The organism is Methylomarinovum caldicuralii, assembly GCF_033126985.1.
GTDB lineage: Bacteria > Pseudomonadota > Gammaproteobacteria > Methylococcales > Methylothermaceae > Methylohalobius > Methylohalobius caldicuralii.
Genome location: NZ_AP024714.1, coordinates 2,259,610 through 2,283,534 on the forward strand (window position 1 = coordinate 2,259,610; position 23,925 = coordinate 2,283,534).

Genomic DNA, 23,925 nt, shown 5'->3' on the forward strand with positions numbered 1-23,925 from the left:
GAGGAGCGATCCCGACTGCGAAGCGTACACAGGGGGCCTGTAGGCCGCGTGATGGAGCCTCGAAAGTACGGAATGCGGAGCCGACGTTGTTGAACGGACGGAAGGCAACAGGGGTGGTGCTGTACTGGCCTGGCATCATCCCTCCGCCGGGGTCGAAGAGCGGGGCATGCAGGGCAAGGGTCGCCCAGGAACCTGGGAGGGCTCGATCACTCCTTGCGGGAAGAGCGGTGCGGGCGCCGTGTGAGAAAAGGCCCAGGCCCATCGGAGCGGTGTCCGGCCGATGGGAGCGAACGGGACACGAAGCAGGGTACCGGCGCGCGAAGGCGACGAAGCGCGCTGGGAAGGTGATCGAGCAATCGGAGCCTGCCGATAGTACCTGGGAAGTCGGGGAACCTGCCCCAAGGGACCCGATGGAGGGAAGCGGCAGGTCGGACGATGGGGCTTTCGGAGGGACAGATGGCCGGGACATCGAGCCAGGAGAACATCTCAACACGACAACGGAAGCTAGCGGAACTGGCCCGGATCGAACCGAAGCTGGAACTGACCACGATTGCCCACCACATCGACGTGGTGTGGCTGGAAGAAGCCTGGCGGCGCACCCGCAAGGACGGGGCCGCCGGGGTGGACGGCGTGACTGCATCCCAATACGCAGCCGACTTAGAGGAGAACCTGACGCGCCTGCTGGAACGGTTCAAGACCGGCCGGTATCGGGCGCCTGCGGTACGGCGCGTCCACCTGCCCAAGCCGGGAACGGGAAAGACCCGCCCGATCGGCATTCCCACGCTGGAAGACAAGGTGCTGCAACGGGCGGTGCTGATGGCGCTGGAACCCATCTTCGAGCAGGACTTTCTCGACTGCGCCTACGGGTTCCGGCCCGGACGCAGTGCCCACCAGGCCCTGGAGAGGCTATGGGGCGGGCTGATGGCCATGGGCGGTGGCTGGGTCATCGACCTGGACATCCAAAACTTCTTCGACGACGTGGACCGGGACCGGCTGCGGAACTTTCTGGGGCAGAGGGTGCGCGACGGCGTGATCTGCCGCGCGATTGGTAAATGGCTGAATGCCGGTGTCATGGAAGGCGGACAGCTTCACTACCCCGAACAAGGGACACCGCAAGGTGGGGTGATCTCCCCACTGCTGGCCAACCTCTACCTGCATCACGTGCTCGACCTGTGGTTCGAGCAGACGGTCAAACCGCGACTGCAAGGCAGCGCCTTCGAAGTCCGGTTCGCCGACGATGCGGTCCTGGTGTTCAAACGGGAAGAAGACGCCCGGCGGGTATTGGCCGTTCCGGGCAAGCGCCTGGCCAAATACGGCCTGCGCCTGCACCCGGACAAAACCCGCCTGCTCGACTTCAGAAAACCCGGACGGAAAGGCCAGAGCTTCCAATACCCGGGATTCACCCACTACTGGGGACGCTCAGGGAAAGGGCGTTGGGTCGTCAAACGCAAGACCGCCCAAGCCCGGCTCAGCCGCTCCCTGCAGGCGATCAACCACTGGTGCCGGATGCACCGCCACTGGCCGGTTGCAGACCAACAAGCGGCCCTGAGCCGCAAACTCAAGGGGCATTATGCCTACTATGGGATCGTCGGCAACAGCCAATCGCTGGCCCGCTTCCTGTACGAGGTCAGACGGCGCTGGTACAAATGGTTGTCCCGCCGCAACCGGGAACGGATGAACTGGGACCATTTTGGGCGGCTGTACAAACGATACCCACTCCCCCCACCGCGCGTGGTTCACGGAATTGCCCGTTGCGTAGCGACGCCATAGTCCGAGGAGCCGGATGCCTTAATCGGGCACGTCCGGATCTGTGGGAACCGCGGGTGAGCAATCGCCCGCGGTCACCCGGCCGGGCTTGCCACTGGAAGTGGTTGAGGTTCCGGCAGGGGCAGGCGGAAGGTGACCTCGCCCTCTGCCATGCCCTGGGCGCAGATGGTCCGCAGGGTCTGATAGACGCCGATCTTGAGGCGCTTGCAGGTTTCGACCAGCGACAGGATCATGGGTCGGAAGCAGTCACCGCGATGCGACTGGCTGAAGAAACTGGGTCTTGCGCCAGATGACATAGGGGCGTAGGGCACGCTCTGCCGTGTTGTTGGTCATCGGTACGCCGGGATGGTCCAGGAAGGTCCAGAACCTGGGAAAATCGTCCAACAACTTGCGGCAGCTGCGACCGGTTTTGTTGTCGCCATGTCTTTGGGCGGCCTGTTCCAGTTCGCGCCGGAAGAGGGCTTTGAGGCGTTCCAATCGCCTTCGGTAGCGGTCGGATGGGTAATGGCTCTGTTGCCAGAGCTTGCCGTAGTGAACCGTCAGGCGGGCGGCCCGGAGCAGGCGTTCGCCATCTTCGCCGGCCTGTCCCTTGCGCCCGGCGATCCGTTCCAGGTTGCGGATGAGATGCGCCCAGCAGTATTGGTGTGAGTCCTGGGGATGGTCGTTGTAGGCCCCGTGGCGGTCGGTCACCAGGATTCCCTGGAAATCCCCCAACAGCTCACCGGCCGCACCCTTGCCGCGGGAATAATGGGTCAGGAAATACGCCATCTGATCGGTCGTCAGCGCCCACAGCCAATAGATGCTGCGGCCCCGGTAGTGGCGGGTCTCGTCGGCATGGGCGATCAGCGCTTTTCTGACCGCCTCGCCAATCTGGTTGTAGACCGGACCCAGCCACGCCTGCAGCGGGATCTGGCTCTGGCTGATCGCCCCCAGGCTGAATTTCAGACCCCATTGTTCTTCCAGCAGCGCTTCGACTTCCCGCAGCGACAGGTGATAGCGCCCCGTCATCAAGCCAATCCACGCCACCAGCCCAGGTCCCATCTGGCCGCGGGGCACCTCATCCGGTAGCCGCCCCTGGTGCTTCTCACCACAACACCCACAGCGGCCTTCATACACCCGGTGTTCGACCACCCGGTAACGAATCTCGGGCAGGTCGAACACCTGATGGGGACGGAATCCCCGCACCGCCACCGACCCACCGCACTCGCAGCGGCCATGGGGAAAGTAATGCCGGACCTCGTCCACTGCTTCTGCCGGAACCAGAGCCCGCTCGTGCCCGGGATGTCCCACCTGCGCCCCTTTCTTGCGTCCCGTCGGTCGCTTGCCCTTGCGCTCGGCGCGCTTCTTCGGGCTGTCCTGGGAAGGTGGTTGGGAGGAATTGTCGGACCCCAAGGCCAACTGTTCCTCCAGTTCTTCCACCCGCGCCTGGATCTGCTGAAATTCTCCCAGCGCCCGCCAAAGCGCTTCGATCACCCGGTGGCATTCCTCCACCGTCTCGGGCAAGGGAGGTGGGCGGCTCAGGTCCAGATCAAGTCTTTCCATGGCCCGCATTCTCCTGAATCTTCAGGCACTTGGCAAGACCGGCCGGGTGACCGCGGGCGATTGCTCACCCGCGGTTCCCACAGATCCGGACGTGCCCGATTAAGGCATCCGGCTCCTCGGACTATGGCGTCGCTACGCAACGGGCAATTCCGTGAACCACGCGCGGTGGGGGGAGTGGGTATCGTTTGTACAGCCGCCCAAAATGGTCCCAGTTCATCCGTTCCCGGTTGCGGCGGGACAACCATTTGTACCAGCGCCGTCTGACCTCGTACAGGAAGCGGGCCAGCGATTGGCTGTTGCCGACGATCCCATAGTAGGCATAATGCCCCTTGAGTTTGCGGCTCAGGGCCGCTTGTTGGTCTGCAACCGGCCAGTGGCGGTGCATCCGGCACCAGTGGTTGATCGCCTGCAGGGAGCGGCTGAGCCGGGCTTGGGCGGTCTTGCGTTTGACGACCCAACGCCCTTTCCCTTGAGCGTCCCCAGTAGTGGGTGAATCCCGGGTATTGGAAGCTCTGGCCTTTCCGTCCGGGTTTTCTGAAGTCGAGCAGGCGGGTTTTGTCCGGGTGCAGGCGCAGGCCGTATTTGGCCAGGCGCTTGCCCAGAACGGCCAATACCCGCCGGGCGTCTTCTTCCCGTTTGAACACCAGGACCGCATCGTCGGCGAACCGGACTTCGAAGGCGCTGCCTTGCAGTCGCGGTTTGACCGTCTGCTCGAACCACAGGTCGAGCACGTGATGCAGGTAGAGGTTGGCCAGCAGTGGGGAGATCACCCCACCTTGCGGTGTCCCTTGTTCGGGGTAGTGAAGCTGTCCGCCTTCCATGACACCGGCATTCAGCCATTTACCGATCACGCGGCAGATCACGCCGTCGCGCACCCTCTGCCCCAGAAAGTTCCGCAGCCGGTCCCGGTCCACATCGTCGAAGAAGTTTTGGATGTCCAGGTCGATGACCCAGCCACCGCCCATGGCCATCAGCCCGCCCCATAGCCTCTCCAGGGCCTGGTGGGCACTGCGTCCGGGCCGGAACCCGTAGGCGCAGTCGAGAAAGTCCTGCTCGAAGATGGGTTCCAGCGCCATCAGCACCGCCCGTTGCAGCACCTTGTCTTCCAGCGTGGGAATGCCGATCGGGCGGGTCTTTCCCGTTCCCGGCTTGGGCAGGTGGACGCGCCGTACCGCAGGCGCCCGATACCGGCCGGTCTTGAACCGTTCCAGCAGGCGCGTCAGGTTCTCCTCTAAGGCGGCTGCGTATTGGGATGCAGTCACGCCGTCCACCCCGGCGGCCCCGTCCTTGCGGGTGCGCCGCCAGGCTTCTTCCAGCCACACCACGTCGATGTGGTGGGCAATCGTGGTCAGTTCCAGCTTCGGTTCGATCCGGGCCAGTTCCACTAGCTTCCGTTGTCGTGTTGAGATGTTCTCCTGGCTCGATGTCCCGGCCATCTGTCCCTCCGAAAGCCCCATCGTCCGACCTGCCGCTTCCCTCCATCGGGTCCCTTGGGGCAGGTTCCCCGACTTCCCAGGTACTATCGGCAGGCTCCGATTGCTCGATCACCTTCCCAGCGCGCTTCGTCGCCTTCGCGCGCCGGTACCCTGCTTCGTGTCCCGTTCGCTCCCATCGGCCGGACACCGCTCCGATGGGCCTGGGCCTTTTCTCACACGGCGCCCGCACCGCTCTTCCCGCAAGGAGTGATCGAGCCCTCCCAGGTTCCTGGGCGACCCTTGCCCTGCATGCCCCGCTCTTCGACCCCGGCGGAGGGATGATGCCAGGCCAGTACAGCACCACCCCTGTTGCCTTCCGTCCGTTCAACAACGTCGGCTCCGCATTCCGTACTTTCGAGGCTCCATCACGCGGCCTACAGGCCCCCTGTGTACGCTTCGCAGTCGGGATCGCTCCTCGACCACGCAACACTCGGTTCCGGCTGGTGGCCAGCCTTGGCCGGACAGGACTTGCACCTGTCAGGTCGCTCTGAAGGTTTCAGCGATGTCTTTCCTTCTACATAACTTCCTCCTTCTCCAGGCTTGGCCTGGCGCAATGAACGGTAACAACGCGCCCAGTGCCAGCAGTCGGTCACCCCCAGGGCCACGCCCGCCTCACTGATCACCAGCGTCGGATGCAGGTACAACCCCTGACGCTGCTCGTAATTCAGCCGTCCCAACCCCGCCATCGACGGCCGCCCGGAATAATCCAGCTCGGTGGTGTCCTGCAGGCACAGCACCCGCGACTGCTGCCGGATCCGTTCCAGGGTCGGCACACTGTGGGCCCGCAACACCTCCCGAAAATCCAGCCTGGCATTGTCCAGCAGCCGGTAGGCCGCCTTGGTCTCCGCCCAGCCACCCCCGCAGACGTTGGGAACGCTCGCCATCGGATCGCTTGCCATCGCTTCTATCACCCGGCACAGCCGCCGGTTCAGGCGGGCATCGCCCAGCGCCAGGGAAAAAATTCTTGTTCAGCCCAGCTCATGTCAACGCCTATCCAAAGAAATCAATATCTTACTACAGGGGCGAGAGATGTGGGTAATAGGGTGGCTGGTAAGCATACGGCACCGATGCCTGTCAGCTATCCTGACCGGTAGAGGTATTCTCATGCCACGTTTAAGATAACAGGCACAAAACACATCTATATTCCCAAAACCCTCCCTCAAAACTGGATTCCGCATCCTCCGATCCCGGGGAAACGATCAGAAAATCTTGCCAAACGAACCTTCCAAGAGTAACCTCAGCCCAAGGATAGATCGGAAAGTGGCGTTGAATTTCCTATCCATCTTCTGTAACCTGGCCGTCATTTTCCGGCCATAGAATCGCCGCACTCACCAACTAACCAAGACGCACGGAGAGGGGAATGAACAGATACATTCATAGGGTGTTGCCGGGTGCCGCGTTTGCATTGGCATTGGGTATCGGCAGCGCCAATGGGGCGCCGGTCCTCGAGTTCTCTCAGGAATGGAGCCAGTCGGGTGCAGGGTCCGAGATCGTGGCCATCGATACGGCATCGAATCGGGTGTTCAGCACCTTTTCCGGCGGGGTGGAGATCAGAGACCTGTTTACCGGCAATCTGATCGGCACCCTGACGGTACCCGATAGCAGCACCGTCAACAGCGTCGCCGTCAAGAATGGCATTGTGGCCATTGCTGCACAGGGAGCAGGCGGCAAGCAGGATATTGGCAAGGTGGCCTTCTTCAATACCACTGACGCTCCGGGCAGTGCGCCGATCAAGACGGTGAATACGGGCTACCTGCCGGACATGGTCACCTTCACCCCCGATGGCAAAAAGGTACTGGTCGCCAACGAGGGCGAGCCCAGTGATGCCTACGACAATGATCCTGAAGGTTCGATCACCATCATCGACCTGTCCGGTGGCGTAGGCAGTGCGACGGCGACCCAGCTGGACTTTCATGCCTTCGATGGTGGGGAAGCCGCCATCGAGGCTGACGGGGGTCGGATCTTCGGTCCTGGTGCCAGTGTCTCTCAAGACCTGGAACCCGAGTACATCGCGGTCTCCCCGGACGGGAAGACGGCCTTCGTCACCCTGCAGGAGAACAACGCGGTTGCCAAGGTCGATCTCACCACCAACACCATCAGCGAGATCCAGGGCCTGGGCTTCAAGGACCACAGCCAACCCGGCAACGAAATCGATGCATCCAACAAGGATGGGATCGATGGCAATCTGCAGAATTGGCCGGTGCTCGGGATGTATCAGCCGGACGGCATCGCGAGCTATGAAGTCGATGGCAAGCGTTACTACGTTACCGCCAATGAAGGCGATGCCCGTGACTATGGCGGCTATTCGGAAGAGACCCGGGTGAAAAAACTGACCCTGGACCGGGACGACGACGGGAATCCCGACGCCTTCAGTCCTCTGCAGGATGACGACCAGCTTGGGCGGCTGAAGATCACCATCGCCAATGGCGATATCGATGGCGACGGCATGTACGAGCAGATCTACAGCTATGGCGCGCGTTCGATGTCCATCTGGGACGAAGACGGTAACCTGGTATCCGATACGGGTGACACCGTCGAGCGCATGATTGCCACCCTCTTTCCCGATCAATGGGTGGACAGCCGCTCCGACGACAAGGGTCCGGAACCCGAAAGCGTCGAGCTGATCGAGATCGACGGCTGGACCTATGCGCTGGTAGGTATGGAGCGCACCAATGGTCTGATGCTGTTCGATATCACCGATCCCACCAGCCCGATGTATATGGACTACTTCTTCAATGCGGGTGACATTGGCCCAGAGGGTCTGGATTTCGTCGCGGTGCAGGCAACCTCTACCTCGTCTTCGATGGCTTGGGGATGGTTGGCCGTGGGTAACGAGGTATCGAATACCACCACCCTGTATCGGGTCAGCCGCGTACCGGAGGCGGGCACCCTCGCCTTGATGGGGCTTGGCCTGGGGCTTATAGGGCTGGGTCGGCGGCGCGCCTGAGTACGGCGGAAAAACTCTCACCGCAAAGGACGCAAAGGACCGCAAAGGGAAGAAAGGCAAGGACAGATCGCCAGGATGCCCCTTTGCTGTTGTTTGGGGGCGCCTCCTGGCGATCCCTCGTAGGGTGGGTTTCGCTCTGCGAAACCCACCGCCAAGCGACGACAGGGCCGATGGGTCCCTCAAAGCGCGACGCTTTCCGTCCGCTTTCCTGTAATCAGGAGGATGCCAGGGCAGCAGCCTGCTCGATCGCGGCCACGAGGCTACCGGCATCCGCCTGACCGGTCCCGGCCAGCTCCAGGGCGGTGCCATGATCGACCGATGTGCGGATGATGGGCAAACCCAGGGTGATGTTCACCGCCTGGCCGAAGCCAAGATGCTTGAGCACCGGCAGTCCCTGGTCGTGGTACATGGCCAGGACCGCGTCGGCCTGCTCCAGGTGGCGCGGGGTGAACAGGGTGTCGGCCGGCAGCGGCGGGCTCAGGCGGATCCCTTCGGCGCGCAGACGGGCCAGTGTCGGCTCGATGATCTCGATCTCCTCGCGTCCCAGGTGGCCGCCTTCTCCGGCGTGAGGGTTCAGTCCGCACACCAGGATATTGGGTCTGTCGATGCCGAAGCGCCGGACCAGATCGTGGTGTAGCGCTCGAATTACCTTCTCCAGTACCTGCGGCGTGATGGCATCAGGTACCTCGCGCAACGGGAGGTGGGTGGTGGCCAGGGCCACCCGCAACCCGGGGCAGGCGAGCATCATCACCGGGTGCCCGCCGGTGATCTCCGCCAGGAACTCGGTATGGCCCTATCCATCGACTGCGCGGACTTTGTAAAAGAAAATGGAAATGTCTTTAAACATTACATTGCGATCTATGTACTCGTATTGACTGCCGGTTCCCTTTGGGGCAATACGTGCCTCAAAACTGGATTCCGCATCCTCCGATCCCGGGGAAACGATCAGAAAATCTTGCCAAACGAACCTTCCAAGAGTAACCTCAGCCCAAGGATAGATCGGAAAGTGGCGTTACCATCCGCGGCGAAAGCTATCGCCTGCGGGAGAAACGGCGGGCCGGCCTTATCAGGCCCGCTTCCCACCTCCCCGGGACTGAGCAAGCCGGGAAATCCAACGCAACAACCTTGTAAACCAGGGGGGTCAGTTCCAAGTGTCGCAAGAGGGTCAATTTCTGGTGTCGCTTGACATGAATTTCCTATCCATGATATTAAGTTTTTCGCGAAGCCTTGCAGGCGCGCTGCATCGATTGCCAAATCATTGCAGCAATCTACTCGACAACTGCGTATCACCAGAAAGCGGGTCTGAGGGCTCGGCGGTTAGCAAAATTTCACTCAAGGAGCACAACATGAAAAAGCGATATTCACTGGTAGCCTTCGCTATTGCGGCGGCCCTCGGGGCAGGGAGCGTGTCTGCCGATGTCCTGATCAACTCGGCCAAGACGGTAGCGATCGGCGTAGATACCCTGGGGCAGCTGAATGCCCGCCCCAATATCACGCGTAACGCGACCCGTACGGGTGTCGCCTACAACATCGGTACGGCCGACGCTCCCAATTGGCAAGACGCCACCGCCCCCGGCTGTCTCTGTGAGGGTTGGGGCGTGTCGGCGAATGGTACGGACTCCGGTTACGCCAATAACGCTGCCGGCACCGTGAACCTCACGTCGGATACCTTTACTGCGAGCACAACCTCCATTACCTCCGCAGTTCACCTCACCAGCCTGCCGGGGCTGAAGGTGACCCAGACCTACTCCGCTGCCGACAATGCCCCTGACGCCCTGTTCAAGGATGAAGTGGTGATCCGAAACGACACCGGGGGCGCCCTGACCGACGTCAAATACGTACGGGTCATGGACTGGGACATCCCACCGACCGAGTTCAGAGAGTTCGTCACCATCAAGGGCACCGCCACCACCACCCTGCTGGAGGTCTCGCACGACGATGGCTTCGAAAGTGGCGACCCGCTGGCTTCTACGAGTGCCATTACGGCAAGCACCCTTAACACCGATTTCGAAGATTCGGGACCGCGCGACCATGGTGCCTACTTCCGTTTCAACTTCGGTGATCTGCTGGACGGGGAGGAGGCAGCCTTCACCATCTTCTACGGCGCCGCCGCCAATGAGACGGCTGCCCTGGCGGCTATCGCTGCCGAGGGGATCGAACTGTTCTCGCTGGGCCAATCGCACGTCAGAGGTAGGCCCGGCGACACCCTTCCGACCTTCATCTTCGGCTTCAAGGGCGTTGGTGGTGTGCCGGTGATCCCGCCGCCGACCACCGGTGTGCCGGAGCCCTCCACGCTGGCACTGCTGGTATTGGGCATTGCCGGTCCTGGCTTCGCCCGCCGTCGGCGCCAGGCCTGATCGACCCTTCCCTCGAAGACCCCTCCCCTGCGGAGGGGTTTTTTGTTTTGGGCTATCATGCCGAAATTGTTCTGAGAGGAATTCCGCTGTGCAGCCACCCGTTCTGCGATCCCTTCCGTTACTTCTCATCGCCTTGTTCTGCGCCACCCCGGCGTTCGCTGTCCCCCTGGGCTTCACCGTGATGCCGCAGGCATCGGAGCAGACCAACGCCCAGGATGCCAACTATCGCGCGGGCCTCGCGGCGCTGGTCGAGGGCCGCCTCGAGGAGGCCGCCAGCACCTTCCGGGCCGAACTGGAACAAAACCCGGCAGCGGCACGCTCGATGCTTGGCCTCTCGGCCGTGGCGCGCCAGCGGGGAAACAAGGCGGAAGCGACCCAGTGGCTGGAGAAGGCGCTCAAAACAGCGCCCGACGACTATCACGTGCTCCTCACCTGGGGACGCCATCTGCGTTGGGACCAGCGCGACCTCTCGGGGGCCGAACAGGCCTTCCGCAAGGCCACCCAGGCAGATCCCAAGAAGCCGGTTGCCCATGTCGCCCTCGGTGACGTGCTGCAGGAGACCGGCCGCGCCGCCGAGGCCGCTGCGGAATATCACCGCGCGATCGAGCAGGCACCCAACAACGCCGCCGCCCACTATGCCCTTGGCCTGGCCCTGCTCCGCGACAATCGCCCGAACGAGGCGCAGACAGCCCTGGAGCGGGCGGCGCAGCTGGCACCTGAGAACCCGCTGCCGCTGGTCGCCCTGGCGCGGCTCTACCTGAGTAACGGTCGGGCCAAGGAGGCGCTGCAGGCCGCCACCGAGGCGGTACGCCGCGACCCCAGACTGCCTGCGCCCCGCTATCTGGCCGCCCGAGCCCTCGAGGCCTTGGACCGGCCCGCAGAGGCGGAGAAGGCCTACCGCAGCCTGCTCCAGACCGCGCCACAACATGCCGATGGCCTGCTGGCACTCGCGCTGCTCTACCATCGCCAGGACCGGCTCCAGGAGGCGATGGCCGCCTATCGGCAGAGAATCACCCTGCAGCCGCCTTCGCCGCTGGCCTACAACAATCTGGCCTGGCTGGTCGGCGAACAACCAGGAAAGCTGGAGGAGGCGATCGGGCTCGCCCGCAAGGCAGTGGCACTGGCGCCCGAGAACCCGTCGCTCCATGACACCTTGGGGATGCTCCTGTGGCGCGCTGGCCGCGCCGAGGCGGCCTGCCGGGAGATGCGCCAGGCGGTCCGCAACGCGCCGGTGCCGCAGGACATCCGCCGCCACTGGGAGCAGATCCGACCGAACTGCAAATGACGTACCCGTTCACGGTCTTGCCAAGTGCCTGAAGAACCAAGAGAATACGGGCCATGGAAAGACTTGATCTGGACCTGAGCCGCCCACCTCCCTTGCCCGGGACGGTGGAGGAATGCCACCGGGTGATCGAAGCGCTTTGGCGGGCGCTGGGAGAATTTCAGCAGATCCAGGCGCGAGTGGAAGAACTGGAGGAACAGTTGGCCTTGGGGTCCGACAATTCCTCCCAACCACCTTCCCAGGACAGCCCGAAGAAGCGCGCCGAGCGCAAGGGCAAGCGACCGACGGGACGCAAGAAAGGGGCGCAGGTGGGACATCCCAGGCACGAGCGGGCTCTGGTTCCGGCAGAAGCAGTGGACGAGGTCCGGCATTACTTTCCCCATGGCCGCTGCGAGTGCGGTGGGTCGGTGGCGGTGCGGGGATTCCGTCCCCATCAGGTGTTCGACCTGCCCGAGATTCGTTACCGGGTGGTCGAACACCGGGTGTATGAAGGCCGCTGTGGGTGGTGTGGTCAGAAGCACCAGGGGCGGCTACCGGATGAGGTTCCCCGCGGCCAGATGGGACCTGGGCTGGTGGCGTGGATTGGCTTGATGACGGGGCGCTATCACCTGTCGCTGCGGGAAGTCGAAGCGCTGCTGGAAGAACAATGGGGTCTGAGATTCAGCCTGGGGGCGATCAGCCAGAGCCAGATCCCGCTGCAGGCGTGGCTGGGTCCGGTCTACAACCAGATTGGCGAGGCGGTCAGAAAAGCGCTGATCGCCCATGCCGACGAGACCCGCCACTACCGGGGCCGCAGCATCTATTGGCTGTGGGCGCTGACGACCGATCAGATGGCGTATTTCCTGACCCATTATTCCCGCGGCAAGGGTGCGGCCGGTGAGCTGTTGGGGGATTTCCAGGGAATCCTGGTGACCGACCGCCACGGGGCCTACAACGACCATCCCCAGGACTCACACCAATACTGCTGGGCGCATCTCATCCGCAACCTGGAACGGATCGCCGGGCGCAAGGGACAGGCCGGCGAAGATGGCGAACGCCTGCTCCGGGCCGCCCGCCTGACGGTTCACTGCGGCAAGCTCTGGCAACAGAGCCATTACCCATCCGACCGCTACCGAAGGCGATTGGAACGCCTCAAAGCCCTCTTCCGGCGCGAACTGGAACAGGCCGCCCAAAGACATGGCGACAACAAAACCGGTCGCAGCTGCCGCAAGTTGTTGGACGATTTTCCCAGGTTCTGGACCTTCCCGGACCATCCCGGGGTACCGATGACCAACAACACGGCAGAGCGTGCCCTACGCCCCTATGTCATCTGGCGCAAGACCCGTTTCTTCAGCCAGTCGCATCGCGGTGACTGCTTCCGACCCATGATCCTGTCGCTGGTCGAAACCTGCAAGCGCCTCAAGATCGGCGTCTATCAGACCCTGCGGACCATCTGCGCCCAGGGCATGGCAGAGGGCGAGGTCACCTTCCGCCTGCCCCTGCCGGAACCTCAACCACTTCCAGTGGCAAGCCCGGCCGGGTGACCGCGGGCGATTGCTCACCCGCGGTTCCCACAGATCCGGACGTGCCCGATTAAGGCATCCGGCTCCTCGGACTATGGCGTCGCTACGCAACGGGCAATTCCGTGAACCACGCGCGGTGGGGGGAGTGGGTATCGTTTGTACAGCCGCCCAAAATGGTCCCAGTTCATCCGTTCCCGGTTGCGGCGGGACAACCATTTGTACCAGCGCCGTCTGACCTCGTACAGGAAGCGGGCCAGCGATTGGCTGTTGCCGACGATCCCATAGTAGGCATAATGCCCCTTGAGTTTGCGGCTCAGGGCCGCTTGTTGGTCTGCAACCGGCCAGTGGCGGTGCATCCGGCACCAGTGGTTGATCGCCTGCAGGGAGCGGCTGAGCCGGGCTTGGGCGGTCTTGCGTTTGACGACCCAACGCCCTTTCCTTGAGCGTCCCCAGTAGTGGGTGAATCCCAGGTATTGGAAGCTCTGGCCTTTCCGTCCGGGTTTTCTGAAGTCGAGCAGGCGGGTTTTGTCCGGGTGCAGGCGCAGGCCGTATTTGGCCAGGCGCTTGCCCGGAACGGCCAATACCCGCCGGGCGTCTTCTTCCCGTTTGAACACCAGGACCGCATCGTCGGCGAACCGGACTTCGAAGGCGCTGCCTTGCAGTCGCGGTTTGACCGTCTGCTCGAACCACAGGTCGAGCACGTGATGCAGGTAGAGGTTGGCCAGCAGTGGGGAGATCACCCCACCTTGCGGTGTCCCTTGTTCGGGGTAGTGAAGCTGTCCGCCTTCCATGACACCGGCATTCAGCCATTTACCGATCACGCGGCAGATCACGCCGTCGCGCACCCTCTGCCCCAGAAAGTTCCGCAGCCGGTCCCGGTCCACGTCGTCGAAGAAGTTTTGGATGTCCAGGTCGATGACCCAGCCACCGCCCATGGCCATCAGCCCGCCCCATAGCCTCTCCAGGGCCTGGTGGGCACTGCGTCCGGGCCGGAACCCGTAGGCGCAGTCGAGAAAGTCCTGCTCGAAGATGGGTTCCAGCGCCATCAGCACCGCCCGTTGCAGCACCTTGTCTTCCAGCGTGGGAATGCCGATCGGGCGGGTCTTTCCCGTTCCCGGCTTGGGCAGGTGGACGCGCCGTACCGCAGGCGCCCGATACCGGCCGGTCTTGAACCGTTCCAGCAGGCGCGTCAGGTTCTCCTCTAAGTCGGCTGCGTATTGGGATGCAGTCACGCCGTCCACCCCGGCGGCCCCGTCCTTGCGGGTGCGCCGCCAGGCTTCTTCCAGCCACACCACGTCGATGTGGTGGGCAATCGTGGTCAGTTCCAGCTTCGGTTCGATCCGGGCCAGTTCCGCTAGCTTCCGTTGTCGTGTTGAGATGTTCTCCTGGCTCGATGTCCCGGCCATCTGTCCCTCCGAAAGCCCCATCGTCCGACCTGCCGCTTCCCTCCATCGGGTCCCTTGGGGCAGGTTCCCCGACTTCTCAGGTACTATCAGCAGGCTCCGATTGCTCGATCACCTTCCCAGCGCGCTTCGTCGCCTTCGCGCGCCGGTACCCTGCTTCGTGTCCCGTTCGCTCCCATCGGCCGGACACCGCTCCGATGGGCCTGGACCTTTTCTCACACGGCGCCCGCACCGCTCTTCCCGCAGGGAGTGTTCGAGCCCTCCCAGGTTCCTGGGCGACCCTTGCCCTGCATGCCCCGCTCTTCGACCCCGGCGGAGGGATGATGCCAGGCCAGTACAGCACCACCCCTGTTGCCTTCCGTCCGTTCAACAACGTCGGCTCCGCATTCCGTACTTTCGAGGCTCCATCACGCGGCCTACAGGCCCCCTGTGTACGCTTCGCAGTCGGGATCGCTCCTCGACCACGCAACACTCGGTTCCGGCTGGTGGCCAGCCTTGGCCGGACAGGACTTGCACCTGTCAGGTCGCTCTGAAGGTTTCAGCGATGTCTTTCCTTCTACATAACTTCCTCCTTCTCCAGGCTTGGCCTGGCGCAATGAACGGTAACGGTGGGTGGTGGCCAGGGCCACCCGCAACCCGGGGCAGGCGAGCATCATCACCGGGTGCCCGCCGGTTGTTGGGTCCTGATGGGTCACCTCCCGGATCTGGTTGCGGATCACCTCCACCAGCGCCTCCAGGAAATTCTGCCAGCGCCCGGGCCGCAGCGTCGGACGGATGCGGCGGGTCGCCAGCCACGACCCCAGCACCAACAGCGCCATCACCCCCCAGGTGAAGAGAAGGGTGGCACTCAATTTGAAGGGACCGTACTGCCACAAAACAATTTGGTCAGGATTGAACTGCATCATGCCTCCGCTGCCGCCGCACCAGGAAAAACCGCATCGCCACAAACCCCGCCAGGACGGCCGCCAGCCGCCGCCAGTCCCCGGCCATGAGGCCGGCCATCATGCCGACGGTGACGGCAGTGCGCACCGCAAAGCTGGCCAGCATCAGCAGTACCGGATGGCCTGCCGCCGGCAGGCGTTTCACCGTCCACCACAGGCCGCCGTAGAAGAACGCGCCCAACCCCAGCCCGGCGGCGAACAGCAGCGGCCAGCGCCAGACCTCAGTCATCGCGGCGGCTCTCCCGTTTGATCCACTTCCAGGCGTTGTAACAGCCCAAAGCGACGCCAACGAACAAAAACGTCAAGGTCCAGGAGGGCGGGCCGGGAAACCTGCGGTCGAGCCACCAGCCCAGGGCGATCCCCAGCAGGGTCGGGAGCGCCACCGCCCAGCCCACCAACCCGAACATTCCCAGGCCGAACCACAAACCGCGGCGTCCTTCGCGCTCGGCCTTGAGGCGGCGCCGGACCTTCTTGTCCACCTCGCGCAGCAGGCGCGCTTCGTCTTCCGGGGGATCGGGTTTGGGATCGTCGCTCATTGCAACACCGTTTTGAGCCGGCCGTACTGCCTCAGGATGCCGCTCTCCAGGCGCGCCAGGGCGCTGCGCGTCGCCTGTTCCGCCTCGTTGAGCTGGCGGATCTCCTGCGCCAGCGCCGCCTGCAGGATTTCCAGCCGGTCTCCGGCCACCGCCTTGAAGGTGGACACCCGCACTTCGAAGCCGCATTTGACCAGCACCCCCTCGTCCACGGCCACGTAGGCGGTTCTGCCGGCCGGGGTGACGTAACTCAGCACCCCCGGCACCAGGGGGGCGATGAAGTCCACGTGACGGGGCTCGAGGCAGAAATGGCCGTCGACCGCCTCGGCCCGCACCTTGACGGTCTCGGTCTCCAGCAGCACCCGCTCAGGCAGCAGCACGTAAAGCTTCATCGATGCGTCCGACCATGTACAGCGCCTGTTCCGGCACGTCCTTGAAGGCGTCGTTGAGGATGCGCTCGCAGCCGGCCAGAGTGTCCTCCAAGTCTACCATCACCCCCGGCCTGCCGGTGAAGTGCTCGGTGGTGAAGAAGGGCTGGGTAAGGAAACGCTCCAGGCGCCGGGCGCGGTTGACGGTGCGGCGGTCGGCCTCCGACAGCTCCTCCAGCCCCAGCATGGCGATGATGTCCTGCAGCTCCCGGTATTCCGCCAGCACCCGCCGCACCTCGCGGGCGATGCGGTAGTGGCGCTCGCCGACGATGTGGGGATGGAGCAGCTTGGAGCTTGACTGGAGCGGATCCACCGCCGGGTAGAAGCCCTGGGCGGCGCGCTGGCGCGACAGCACCACCGAGGCCGACAGATGGGCGAAGGTGGCGGCCGCGGCCGGATCGGTGAAATCGTCGGCGGGGACGTACACCGCCTGGATCGAAGTCATGCTGCCGTGGATCGTGGAGCAGATGCGGTCCTCCAGTTCCGCCAGCTCGCGGGCCAGGGTGGGCTGGTAGCCGACCCGCGAGGGAATCCGCCCCAAAAGCCCCGACACCTCGGTGCCGGCCTGGATGAAGCGGAAGATGTTGTCGATGAGCAGCAGCACGTCCTGACGGCGGTCGTCACGGAACCATTCGGCGATGGTGAGGGCGCTGTGACCGACGCGGAAACGCACCCCCGGCGGCTCGTTCATCTGTCCGAACACCAGCACCGTGTTGCCGAGCACGCCGGTTTCGGCCATGGTGCGGTGCAGCTCCTCGGCCTCGCGGCAGCGTTCGCCGATACCGCAGAAGACGCTGGTGCCCTGGTAGCGCCCCATCATGTTGTGGATCAGCTCGGTGATCACCACCGTCTTCCCCACCCCGGCCCCGCCGAACAGGCCGGCGGTGCCGCCGCGCTCCAGGGGCACCAGCAGGTCGATGATCTTGATGCCGGTGAAGAACTGCTCCGGCCTGACCTGGCGCTGCGCCAGCGGCACCGAGGTCCGGTGGATGACGCGCCGTTCGTCGCTGTCCACCCTTCCCCGACCGTCGATGGGGCGGCCGAAGACGTCGAGCATCCTTCCCAGCACCGCCTCCCCCACCGGCACCCGGATCGGCCCGCCCCGGTCGCGGACCGGATCCCCCCGTTCCAGTCCCTGGGTGTTGGCGAAGGCGATGCAGCGGGCTTGATGCGGGTCCAGGTGGGTGGCGACCTCCAGCGGCACGCCGGGAGCGGCGCCGGCCTCCAGCCACTGCCGCAGCGGCGGCACCTTATCCGGGAAAGCCACCTCCACCACGCTGCCGCGCACGGCGGTCACGGTGCCTGTCGCTTCGGGTGCTGTCATCGTCTCCGGCTCCAGTGTTACCATGCCCTTTCGAATCATAACAACAAGATCCGGAGGTTGCCCATGGAAAACGACCGTCTCACCCTGGCCGCGATCCTGGCTTTGGTGCGCGCCACCCTCACCCTGCTGCTGGCTTCGCTGGTGTCGCGCCTGGCGCCCCAGGCCGGTTTCGGTCCCAAGCTGATCACCGCGATGCTGACGCTCATCAGCTTTCTGCTGTTCGCCTACATTTTCACCACCTTCCGGCGCCTGCTCGCCGAGCGCTGCCGCTTCCACGGCGGCGACCTGTTCATCGCCGGCCTCATCGGCCTCAACGGTCTCGCCGCGGTGCTGACTCTGGGCGGCCTGTTCGCCCCCGGGCTGGCCGACACCTTCGCGCTCAAGCTGGTATCGGTGGCCTTCGGGCTGCTGCTGAGCGGCTTCGCCCTGCAACTGCTGCTGCGATTGGACGATCCGCTGTTCGGCCTGCGCAAGCTCTACGCGGGCCTGCTGACCGTGGCTGGCCTGGGGATCGCTTCCCTGAAGCTGGCCGGCGTCGGGGTCATCTTCGGCGCCGTGGCCGACATCCTGCTGGCAGTCATCTTCGTCCGCGCCGGCAGCCGCACTGCCGATCCGTCCGCAACCTGAGAGGAGGAATTTCCATGAAACACGACCGTCTCATGCTCGCCGCCATTCTCGCCTTCATCCATGCCGTGACCAGCCGCTTCTTCGTGGCCTTTACCCGGGAGATCACCCAGGCCACCACCGGCCCGCTGCTGACCGCGGCGCTCCTGGCCCTGGTCAACTTCGTGCTGTTCGTGTTCCTGATGACCACCTTCAAGCGCCTGCTCAACGACCGCTATCAGTTCACCGACGCGGATCTGCCCATCCTGGTGCTCATCGGCCTGCAGCTGGTCGGCATCGTCCTGGTGCTGCTGCCCCTGGCTGGCATCGGCTATGGCCAGTTCCTCTGGGTCATGCGGCTGATGGGGATCGTCTCCGGCCTGGCCTGGCTGGGGCTGGCGTGGCGGCTGTGGAACCTGCCACCCGAAACCATCAAGATGCTGAGACCCTATACGGTGGCGATCGCCGCCATGGGGATCAGCTACGCCTCGGTGGTCCTGGTGGGGCTGGGCTCGCTGCTGGGGATCGTGGCCGACATCCTTCTGGGGGTGATCTTCATCCAGGAAACCGGCAAGCCGGAACCGGGTCAGATCGAGGCCTGAAACGCCTCCCAGCCACAGCGCCCAGGGCTGGGTGTGCAGCAGGACCAGCGCCGCCAGGATCAGGAAGACAATCCCGCTGCAGCGGTGACCCCGACCCACACCGCCTGGGGCGGCGAGGTGAGGCTGAGACCGGCGACGGCGAGCTGGGTCTTGTCGCCGAATTCAGCCAGGAACACCAGCGCGAACGCAGTCGCCGCAGCCGGTCCGATTCCACGAAACCTCAGCCCAGGGTGCTTTCCAGCACCGTCATCACCGCGAAACCGATCAGCACACCGAAGGTAGCGATGGAGGAACGTTCCTTGGCGTGCATTGCGGGAATGATTTCGTAGGCGATGACGTAGAGCATGGCCCCGGCGGCGAATCCCATCGCCAGAGGCAGCAGGGTGTGGAACACGGTCACCAGGGTCACGCCCAGAAAACCGCCGACCGGCTCCACCAGGCCGGAAACCAAGGCGATCGCCACCGCCTTCCACGGCTTGTAACCGATGGTGAGCAGCGGCAGGACCACCGCCAGTCCCTCGGGAATGTTCTGGGCGCCGATGGCGATGGCCAACAGGGTGCCGTTGCTCCAGTCGCCGCTGCCGAAGCTGACCCCCACCGACAGGCCCTCGGGGAAATTGTGTAGGGTGATGGCGGCGACGAACAGCCATACCCGCCGCAGGGTCGCACCGGTTTCCCGGTCCGCGGCGAACAGTTCGTGGGGAAGGGTGCGGTCGGCCCAGTCCAGAAACCAGGCCCCCAGCAACATGCCGACGATGACGATGTAAACTCCCTTGCCGGGCCACAGTTCGTTGCCGAATTCCACCCCCGGCTCCACCAGGGAATAGGCGGTCGCCGACAGCATGATGCCCGCCGCCATGCCCATCATGAAGTTGACGGTGCGGAAGGAGATTTCCCGGAACAGCACCGCCGGCAGTGCCCCCAGCACTGTGGCCAGCCCGGCGAGGAAACTGGCGAAGAATCCCACCACCACGGTGGTCCCGAAGACGAGGTAGAGCAGCCCGAAGACCACGATTTGGCTGAGCGCGAACGCGCCGGCGGCAGCGGCGATCTGCCCGGCAAGAGGCCAGGATCGGACCCGGCGGTACCACGGCCGGGATTCCAACCCGTGCCGCCAGGTTTCCAGGTGATGCGCCCACCGCTGCTGCAGCGCTGTCCAGTTCATCGTCTCCTCCTCGTTGATTCGGCTTTGGATTTTGCAAAAAGCATACCCGATGTGGGATTTGGGATCGAATCCATGGAATCGGCGGACGCAAATCCGCATACTGCCGTTGTCAGGATTTTTTACCACGCCGCCCGAACGCCCGCTCCACGACGCCGGACCGGGGCGGCAAGCCTTTGATCTGTTTTGGAAATTCATGCGACGGAACGGAAGTCGCATCCACCACCTGCAGGAAAACCACGACAGGAAGGGAAACATGCAACCGCGACCCCAAGATCAGGATTTCGACTTCGATGCATGGATGCGGCTGGCCCGGACCGACCCGGAGGGTTTCGAAGCCCGCCGCCGCCAGCTGATCGAGGCCCACATCGCCGCCCGCCCCTCAGAGGAGCAGGAACGCCTGCGCCGCCTGCAGTGGCGCATCGACCGGGAGATCCGGCGTCACGGGAATCCGCTGGGGGCCTGCGTCCACTTGTATCGATGGATGTTCGACAGCCTCGCCCGTCAGCAACAGGCCCTTGAAACCCTGCTGAACGGCGCCCCCTCCACAACACGGAAAACCGCCCGGGTGATCCCCCTGCGGCCTCAGCGGTAACGCAGCGCCACCGCCTCCGCTCCCCAGAACCGGCGCAGTTCCTGGAGCAGCGCGTCGCTCGGATTGACCTGCCAGGCCTGCCCGAGACGCAGACAGGCCCGGGCCTCGGCATTGGCGTAGTCGATGAACAGGGGGCAGCGGCCGCCCTTATGCTTCTCCAGCACCGCGGCCAGGCGGGCGACCTGCTCGCGGGGGTCTGCATCCTCAGGCCAGCGCAGCCACAATCCCTTGGCGAAATGGGCCCGGGCGTCGGCCACGGTCCAGAGCTGTTCGGCCACCAGCCGCAGCTGACCGCTGTAATCGTCGCGGCCGAGCTCGCCCTTGACCACCAGGATGGCGTCCTTGGCCAGCAATTCCTGGCACCCTTCCAGCACCTCGCTGAAGACCGCCGCCTCCAGCCGCCCCTGCCCGTCCTCTAGGGTGAGGAAAGCCATCCGCTTGCCCTGCTTGTTCTGACGGGTGCGGATCTCGGCCACCAGCCCGGCGACCACCGCCTCGGCACTGGCGGCGCCGGACTGGTTGCAGCGCTCCCCAAGCCGGCCCAAGGGCGCGGTGACGAAGTGGGCCAGCTCCTCGCGGTATTCATCCAAGGGATGGCCGCTGAGGTAAAAGCCGAGGACCGTCTTCTCCTCGCTCAGCTGCCGGCGCAGCGGCCAGGGTGGCACCGGCGTGGTGGCCGAGGGTACCGGAATATCCTCCGCCTCCCCGCCGAGGCCGAACAGGTCGTTCTGCCCCAGGGCGGCGCTGCGGTGGTACTGCTCGGCCGCCTGCAGGGCGGCCCCCAGATCTTCCAGCAGCTGGGCGCGGTGGTCGCCGAGATGATCTAGGGCCCCGGCGCGGATCAGGGCCTCCAGCACCCGGCGGTTGGCCTTGCGCAGATCGATGCGGCGGCAGAAATCGTACAGGTCCTTGAAGGGGCCGCCCTGCCTGCGGGCGGCGAGGATGTCCTCGATGGCCGCCTGCCCCACGCCCTTGACCGCCCCGAGGCCGTAGCGGATGGCACCGTCGTCCCGGACGCTGAAGCGATAGTCGGAATGGTTGACGTCCGGCGGCAGCAGGGTCAATCCCAGCTGGCGGCATTCCTCCACGAAGCCCACCAGCTTGTCGGTGTTGTCCATGTCCGAAGACAGCACCGCCGCCATGAAGGCCGCCGGGTAATGGGCCTTGAGCCAGGCGGTCTGGTACGACACCCAGGCGTAGGCGGCCGAATGGGACTTGTTGAAACCGTAGCCGGCGAACTTCTCCATCAGGTCGAAGATGTACTCGGCGGTTTCCTGGGCCACGCCGCGCCCGGTGGCGCCCTCGACGAAGATGGCGCGCTGCTTGGCCATTTCCTCCGGTTTCTTCTTGCCCATGGCGCGGCGCAGCAGGTCGGCGCCGCCCAGGGTGTAGCCGGCCAGGTCGCGGGCGATCTGCATCACCTGTTCCTGGTACAGGATCACGCCGTTGGTGGGCTTGAGGATCGGCTCCAGGGCCGGATGGGGATAGTTGGCCTTGGCGCGGCCGTGCTTGACGTTGATGTAGTCGTCCACCATCCCCGACTGCAACGGACCGGGACGGAACAGCGCCACCAGGGCGATGATGTCCTCGAAACAGTCCGGCTGCAGCCGCCGGATCAGATCCTTCATGCCGCGCGATTCCAGCTGGAACACCGCGGTAGTGCGGCAGCTCTTCAGCAGCGCGAAGGTTTCGGAATCGTCGCGGGGAATACTGCTGATGTCGATGGGGGGCTCGCCCCGGGCGGCGCGCTGGCGGTTGACGGTCTCCACCGCCCAATCGATGATGGTGAGGGTGCGCAGCCCCAGGAAGTCGAACTTGACCAGTCCCGCGGCTTCCACGTCGTCCTTGTCGAACTGGGTGACCACCCCTTCCTCGCCCTCTTCGCGGTACAGCGGGGTGAAGTCGATAAGCTGGGAGGGGGCAATCACCACCCCGCCGGCGTGCTTGCCGGCGTTGCGCGCCACCCCTTCCAGGGATTTGGCCAGGTCGATGAGGGCGCGGATTTCCTCGTCCTGTTCGTAGGCCTGGCGCAGCTCCTCGCTTTCCGCCAGGGCCTTGTCGAGGGTCATGCCCAGCTCGAAGGGAATCAGCTTGGCGATACGGTCCACGAAACCGTAGGAATGCCCCAGCACCCGGCCGACGTCGCGCACCACCGCCTTGGCGGCCATGGTGCCGAAGGTGATGATCTGGGACACCTTGTCGCGGCCGTATTTCTGCGCCACGTACTCGATCACCCGGTCGCGGCGCTCCATGCAGAAGTCCACGTCGAAGTCGGGCATGGAAACGCGCTCGGGGTTGAGGAAGCGTTCGAACAGGAGATCGAATTCCAGCGGATCCAGATCGGTGATCCCGAGGGCGTAGGCCACCAGGGAACCGGCGCCGGAACCGCGCCCCGGCCCTACCGGAATGCCGTTGGCCTTGGCCCACTGGATGAAGTCGGCGACGATGAGAAAGTAACCGGGGAACCCCATCTGGACGATGACGTCGATCTCGGTCTGCAGCCGCTGCCAGTAGGCGTCGGCCCGGTCCCTGGGAAGCGCGCCGGACTCGAAACGCCGCTCCAGGCCGCGGCGGCTTTCCGCCACGAAGAATTCATCCAGGGTCATGCCTTCCGGCACCGGAAACAGGGGCAGGCAGGGCTTGCCCAGTTCCAGTTCCAGATTGCAGCGCTTGGCCACTTCTACGGTATTGGCCACCGCCTCGGGCAGGTCGGCGAACAGCGCGGCCATCTCCTCGGGGCTTTTCAGGTACTGCTGCTCGCTGTAACGGCGCGGGCGCTTGGGGTCGTCCAGGGTCCAACCCTCGTGAATGCAGACCCGGGCTTCGTGGGCCTCGAAGTCCTCGGGAGTCAGGAAGCGCACGTCGTTGGTGGCCACCACCGCCACGTCGCGGGCGGCGGCCAGATGCAGGGCCGCTTCCAGATAGTCCTCCTCCCGCGGGCGGCCGGTGCGCTGGATTTCGAGGTAGAAGCGGTCGCCGAAGGCGACGAGCCAGCCGTCGAGTGCCCGGGCGGCCTCCCTTTCCTTGCCCGCCAGCAGCCAGCGGCCCACGTCCCCCTCCCGGCCGCCGGACAAAGCCAGCAGCCCCTCGGCGTTGGCGAGGATCCAGTCGCGTTCCACTATTGCCCGTCCCAGGTGCTGGCCCTCCAGATAGGCCCGCGACAGCAGGGCGGTGAGGTTGCGGTAGCCGGCGCGGTTCTGCACCAGCAGGGTGAGGCGGTCGGGCTGACTGGGGGCGGCGGGATTGCGCACCCACAGATCGGCGCCGACGATGGGCTTGATGCCGTCGGCTTCGGCGACGCGGTAGAACTTGATGAGGGCGAACAGATTGACCTGGTCGGTCAGCGCCACCGCCGGCATGCCCAGCTCGCGGCAGCGGGCGATCAGGGGGTTGATCCGCACCAGGCCGTCGCTGAGGGAGTACTCGCTGTGGAGACGCAGGTGGACGAAGGACGGGGCCATG

Annotated in this window: 21 protein-coding genes and 1 pseudogene; 8 read left to right on the forward strand and 14 right to left on the reverse strand. The window is 64.5% G+C overall.

Annotated features, from left to right (window positions below):
- Nucleotides 1-435: 435 nt before the first annotated feature.
- Nucleotides 436-1,770, forward strand: coding sequence for a group II intron reverse transcriptase/maturase (ltrA, locus tag MCIT9_RS11450; protein WP_317705012.1), 1,335 nt, complete (start codon nucleotides 436-438; stop codon nucleotides 1,768-1,770).
- A 71-nt stretch (nucleotides 1,771-1,841) separates the two neighbouring features.
- Here the strand turns inward: ltrA (MCIT9_RS11450) and MCIT9_RS11455 are convergent, their stop codons facing one another.
- The 4 genes from MCIT9_RS11455 to MCIT9_RS11470 all read right to left on the reverse strand — a co-directional run bounded on the left by MCIT9_RS11455 (nucleotide 1,842) and on the right by MCIT9_RS11470 (nucleotide 5,746).
- Nucleotides 1,842-2,000, reverse strand: coding sequence for a hypothetical protein (locus tag MCIT9_RS11455; protein WP_317705013.1), 159 nt, complete (start codon nucleotides 1,998-2,000; stop codon nucleotides 1,842-1,844).
- 13 nt (nucleotides 2,001-2,013) lie between these two features.
- Nucleotides 2,014-3,309: an IS66 family transposase gene (gene tnpC / locus MCIT9_RS11460; protein WP_317705014.1), complete on the reverse strand. Its 1,296-nt coding sequence runs from the start codon at nucleotides 3,307-3,309 to the stop codon at nucleotides 2,014-2,016.
- A complete protein-coding gene (gene ltrA / locus MCIT9_RS11465) occupies nucleotides 3,285-4,766 on the reverse strand; it encodes a group II intron reverse transcriptase/maturase (protein WP_317705015.1) in 1,482 nt (493 codons plus the stop codon). The genes tnpC (MCIT9_RS11460) and ltrA (MCIT9_RS11465) overlap by 25 nt, the downstream gene beginning before the upstream one ends.
- 392 nt (nucleotides 4,767-5,158) lie before the next feature.
- Entirely contained in the window at nucleotides 5,159-5,746 is a 588-nt protein-coding gene (locus tag MCIT9_RS11470; RefSeq protein ID WP_317706742.1) for an IS4/Tn5 family transposase DNA-binding protein, read from the reverse strand.
- A gap of 398 nt (nucleotides 5,747-6,144) precedes the next feature.
- Between MCIT9_RS11470 and MCIT9_RS11475 the strand changes: the two genes are divergently transcribed.
- Nucleotides 6,145-7,731 carry a choice-of-anchor I family protein gene (locus tag MCIT9_RS11475; RefSeq protein WP_317705016.1) on the forward strand — a complete coding sequence of 529 codons (1,587 nt, stop codon included), beginning with the start codon at nucleotides 6,145-6,147 and terminating at the stop codon, nucleotides 7,729-7,731.
- Between the two features lie 214 nt (nucleotides 7,732-7,945).
- Here MCIT9_RS11475 and pdxA read toward each other — a convergent pair.
- Nucleotides 7,946-8,524, reverse strand: a pseudogene (gene pdxA, locus MCIT9_RS11480) (4-hydroxythreonine-4-phosphate dehydrogenase PdxA); the annotation flags it as partial.
- A gap of 553 nt (nucleotides 8,525-9,077) precedes the next feature.
- Here pdxA and MCIT9_RS11485 point away from each other — a divergent pair.
- The 3 genes from MCIT9_RS11485 (at nucleotide 9,078) to tnpC (MCIT9_RS11495) (ending at nucleotide 12,893) form a co-directional block, all read left to right on the forward strand.
- Nucleotides 9,078-10,088, forward strand: a complete 1,011-nt coding sequence (locus tag MCIT9_RS11485; protein ID WP_317705017.1) for a PEP-CTERM sorting domain-containing protein — start codon at nucleotides 9,078-9,080, stop codon at nucleotides 10,086-10,088.
- Between the two features lie 88 nt (nucleotides 10,089-10,176).
- Complete coding sequence (locus MCIT9_RS11490; RefSeq protein WP_317705018.1) at nucleotides 10,177-11,373, forward strand: tetratricopeptide repeat protein; 1,197 nt, start codon at nucleotides 10,177-10,179, stop codon at nucleotides 11,371-11,373.
- Between the two features lie 53 nt (nucleotides 11,374-11,426).
- Nucleotides 11,427-12,893 carry an IS66 family transposase gene (gene tnpC / locus MCIT9_RS11495; protein WP_317705019.1) on the forward strand — a complete coding sequence of 489 codons (1,467 nt, stop codon included), beginning with the start codon at nucleotides 11,427-11,429 and terminating at the stop codon, nucleotides 12,891-12,893.
- A 71-nt stretch (nucleotides 12,894-12,964) separates the two neighbouring features.
- Here the strand turns inward: tnpC (MCIT9_RS11495) and ltrA (MCIT9_RS11500) are convergent, their stop codons facing one another.
- The 6 genes from ltrA (MCIT9_RS11500) to atpD form a co-directional block, all read right to left on the reverse strand.
- Nucleotides 12,965-14,299 (reverse strand): group II intron reverse transcriptase/maturase, encoded by a 1,335-nt coding sequence (ltrA, locus tag MCIT9_RS11500; protein WP_317705020.1) that lies wholly within the window; start codon nucleotides 14,297-14,299, stop codon nucleotides 12,965-12,967.
- A 392-nt stretch (nucleotides 14,300-14,691) separates the two neighbouring features.
- The gene (locus tag MCIT9_RS11505) at nucleotides 14,692-15,126 is read right to left on the reverse strand and encodes a FoF1 ATP synthase subunit a (RefSeq protein ID WP_317705021.1); all 435 of its coding nucleotides are present in this window, start codon (nucleotides 15,124-15,126) and stop codon (nucleotides 14,692-14,694) included.
- A gap of 34 nt (nucleotides 15,127-15,160) precedes the next feature.
- Nucleotides 15,161-15,445, reverse strand: coding sequence for an N-ATPase subunit AtpR (locus tag MCIT9_RS11510; protein ID WP_317705007.1), 285 nt, complete (start codon nucleotides 15,443-15,445; stop codon nucleotides 15,161-15,163).
- On the reverse strand, nucleotides 15,438-15,752 hold the full coding sequence (locus MCIT9_RS11515; RefSeq protein ID WP_317705022.1) for an AtpZ/AtpI family protein: 315 nt from the start codon (nucleotides 15,750-15,752) through the stop codon (nucleotides 15,438-15,440). The genes MCIT9_RS11510 and MCIT9_RS11515 overlap by 8 nt, the downstream gene beginning before the upstream one ends.
- The gene (locus MCIT9_RS11520; protein WP_317705023.1) at nucleotides 15,749-16,141 is read right to left on the reverse strand and encodes a F0F1 ATP synthase subunit epsilon; all 393 of its coding nucleotides are present in this window, start codon (nucleotides 16,139-16,141) and stop codon (nucleotides 15,749-15,751) included. Before MCIT9_RS11520 ends, MCIT9_RS11515 begins: the two co-directional genes overlap by 4 nt.
- A complete protein-coding gene (gene atpD / locus MCIT9_RS11525) occupies nucleotides 16,116-17,501 on the reverse strand; it encodes a F0F1 ATP synthase subunit beta (protein WP_317705024.1) in 1,386 nt (461 codons plus the stop codon). Before atpD ends, MCIT9_RS11520 begins: the two co-directional genes overlap by 26 nt.
- Nucleotides 17,502-17,564: 63 nt before the next feature.
- Here atpD and MCIT9_RS11530 point away from each other — a divergent pair, with 63 nt between their 5' ends.
- Nucleotides 17,565-18,128, forward strand: a complete 564-nt coding sequence (locus tag MCIT9_RS11530) for a hypothetical protein (protein WP_317705025.1) — start codon at nucleotides 17,565-17,567, stop codon at nucleotides 18,126-18,128.
- A gap of 14 nt (nucleotides 18,129-18,142) precedes the next feature.
- Nucleotides 18,143-18,706: a hypothetical protein gene (locus MCIT9_RS11535; protein ID WP_317705026.1), complete on the forward strand. Its 564-nt coding sequence runs from the start codon at nucleotides 18,143-18,145 to the stop codon at nucleotides 18,704-18,706.
- 59 nt (nucleotides 18,707-18,765) lie between these two features.
- Here the strand turns inward: MCIT9_RS11535 and MCIT9_RS11540 are convergent, their stop codons facing one another.
- Together MCIT9_RS11540 and MCIT9_RS11545 are read right to left on the reverse strand one after the other, a co-directional pair.
- Nucleotides 18,766-18,930, reverse strand: coding sequence for a TMEM165/GDT1 family protein (locus MCIT9_RS11540; RefSeq protein ID WP_317706743.1), 165 nt, complete (start codon nucleotides 18,928-18,930; stop codon nucleotides 18,766-18,768).
- On the reverse strand, nucleotides 18,927-19,871 hold the full coding sequence (locus tag MCIT9_RS11545; protein WP_317705027.1) for a ZIP family metal transporter: 945 nt from the start codon (nucleotides 19,869-19,871) through the stop codon (nucleotides 18,927-18,929). The genes MCIT9_RS11540 and MCIT9_RS11545 overlap by 4 nt, the downstream gene beginning before the upstream one ends.
- 253 nt (nucleotides 19,872-20,124) lie before the next feature.
- Between MCIT9_RS11545 and MCIT9_RS11550 the strand changes: the two genes are divergently transcribed.
- Nucleotides 20,125-20,463, forward strand: coding sequence for a DUF3135 domain-containing protein (locus tag MCIT9_RS11550; RefSeq protein WP_317705028.1), 339 nt, complete (start codon nucleotides 20,125-20,127; stop codon nucleotides 20,461-20,463).
- Here MCIT9_RS11550 and dnaE read toward each other — a convergent pair.
- Nucleotides 20,454-23,924 (reverse strand): DNA polymerase III subunit alpha, encoded by a 3,471-nt coding sequence (gene dnaE, locus MCIT9_RS11555; RefSeq protein ID WP_317706744.1) that lies wholly within the window; start codon nucleotides 23,922-23,924, stop codon nucleotides 20,454-20,456. The genes MCIT9_RS11550 and dnaE overlap by 10 nt on opposite strands.
- Nucleotide 23,925 lies beyond the last annotated feature (1 nt).

Coding starts and splice junctions, on each gene's coding strand:
- ltrA (WP_317705012.1), top strand. CDS start 436: ATGGGGCTTTCGGAGGGACAGATGGCCGGGACATCGAGCCAGGAGAAC.
- MCIT9_RS11455 (WP_317705013.1), bottom strand. CDS start 2,000: ATGATCCTGTCGCTGGTCGAAACCTGCAAGCGCCTCAAGATCGGCGTC.
- tnpC (WP_317705014.1), bottom strand. CDS start 3,309: ATGGAAAGACTTGATCTGGACCTGAGCCGCCCACCTCCCTTGCCCGAG.
- ltrA (WP_317705015.1), bottom strand. CDS start 4,766: ATGGGGCTTTCGGAGGGACAGATGGCCGGGACATCGAGCCAGGAGAAC.
- MCIT9_RS11475 (WP_317705016.1), top strand. CDS start 6,145: ATGAACAGATACATTCATAGGGTGTTGCCGGGTGCCGCGTTTGCATTG.
- MCIT9_RS11485 (WP_317705017.1), top strand. CDS start 9,078: ATGAAAAAGCGATATTCACTGGTAGCCTTCGCTATTGCGGCGGCCCTC.
- tnpC (WP_317705019.1), top strand. CDS start 11,427: ATGGAAAGACTTGATCTGGACCTGAGCCGCCCACCTCCCTTGCCCGGG.
- ltrA (WP_317705020.1), bottom strand. CDS start 14,299: ATGGGGCTTTCGGAGGGACAGATGGCCGGGACATCGAGCCAGGAGAAC.
- MCIT9_RS11510 (WP_317705007.1), bottom strand. CDS start 15,445: ATGACTGAGGTCTGGCGCTGGCCGCTGCTGTTCGCCGCCGGGCTGGGG.
- MCIT9_RS11515 (WP_317705022.1), bottom strand. CDS start 15,752: ATGAGCGACGATCCCAAACCCGATCCCCCGGAAGACGAAGCGCGCCTG.
- MCIT9_RS11520 (WP_317705023.1), bottom strand. CDS start 16,141: ATGAAGCTTTACGTGCTGCTGCCTGAGCGGGTGCTGCTGGAGACCGAG.
- atpD (WP_317705024.1), bottom strand. CDS start 17,501: ATGACAGCACCCGAAGCGACAGGCACCGTGACCGCCGTGCGCGGCAGC.
- MCIT9_RS11530 (WP_317705025.1), top strand. CDS start 17,565: ATGGAAAACGACCGTCTCACCCTGGCCGCGATCCTGGCTTTGGTGCGC.
- MCIT9_RS11535 (WP_317705026.1), top strand. CDS start 18,143: ATGAAACACGACCGTCTCATGCTCGCCGCCATTCTCGCCTTCATCCAT.
- MCIT9_RS11545 (WP_317705027.1), bottom strand. CDS start 19,871: ATGAACTGGACAGCGCTGCAGCAGCGGTGGGCGCATCACCTGGAAACC.
- MCIT9_RS11550 (WP_317705028.1), top strand. CDS start 20,125: ATGCAACCGCGACCCCAAGATCAGGATTTCGACTTCGATGCATGGATG.
- dnaE (WP_317706744.1), bottom strand. CDS start 23,924: ATGGCCCCGTCCTTCGTCCACCTGCGTCTCCACAGCGAGTACTCCCTC.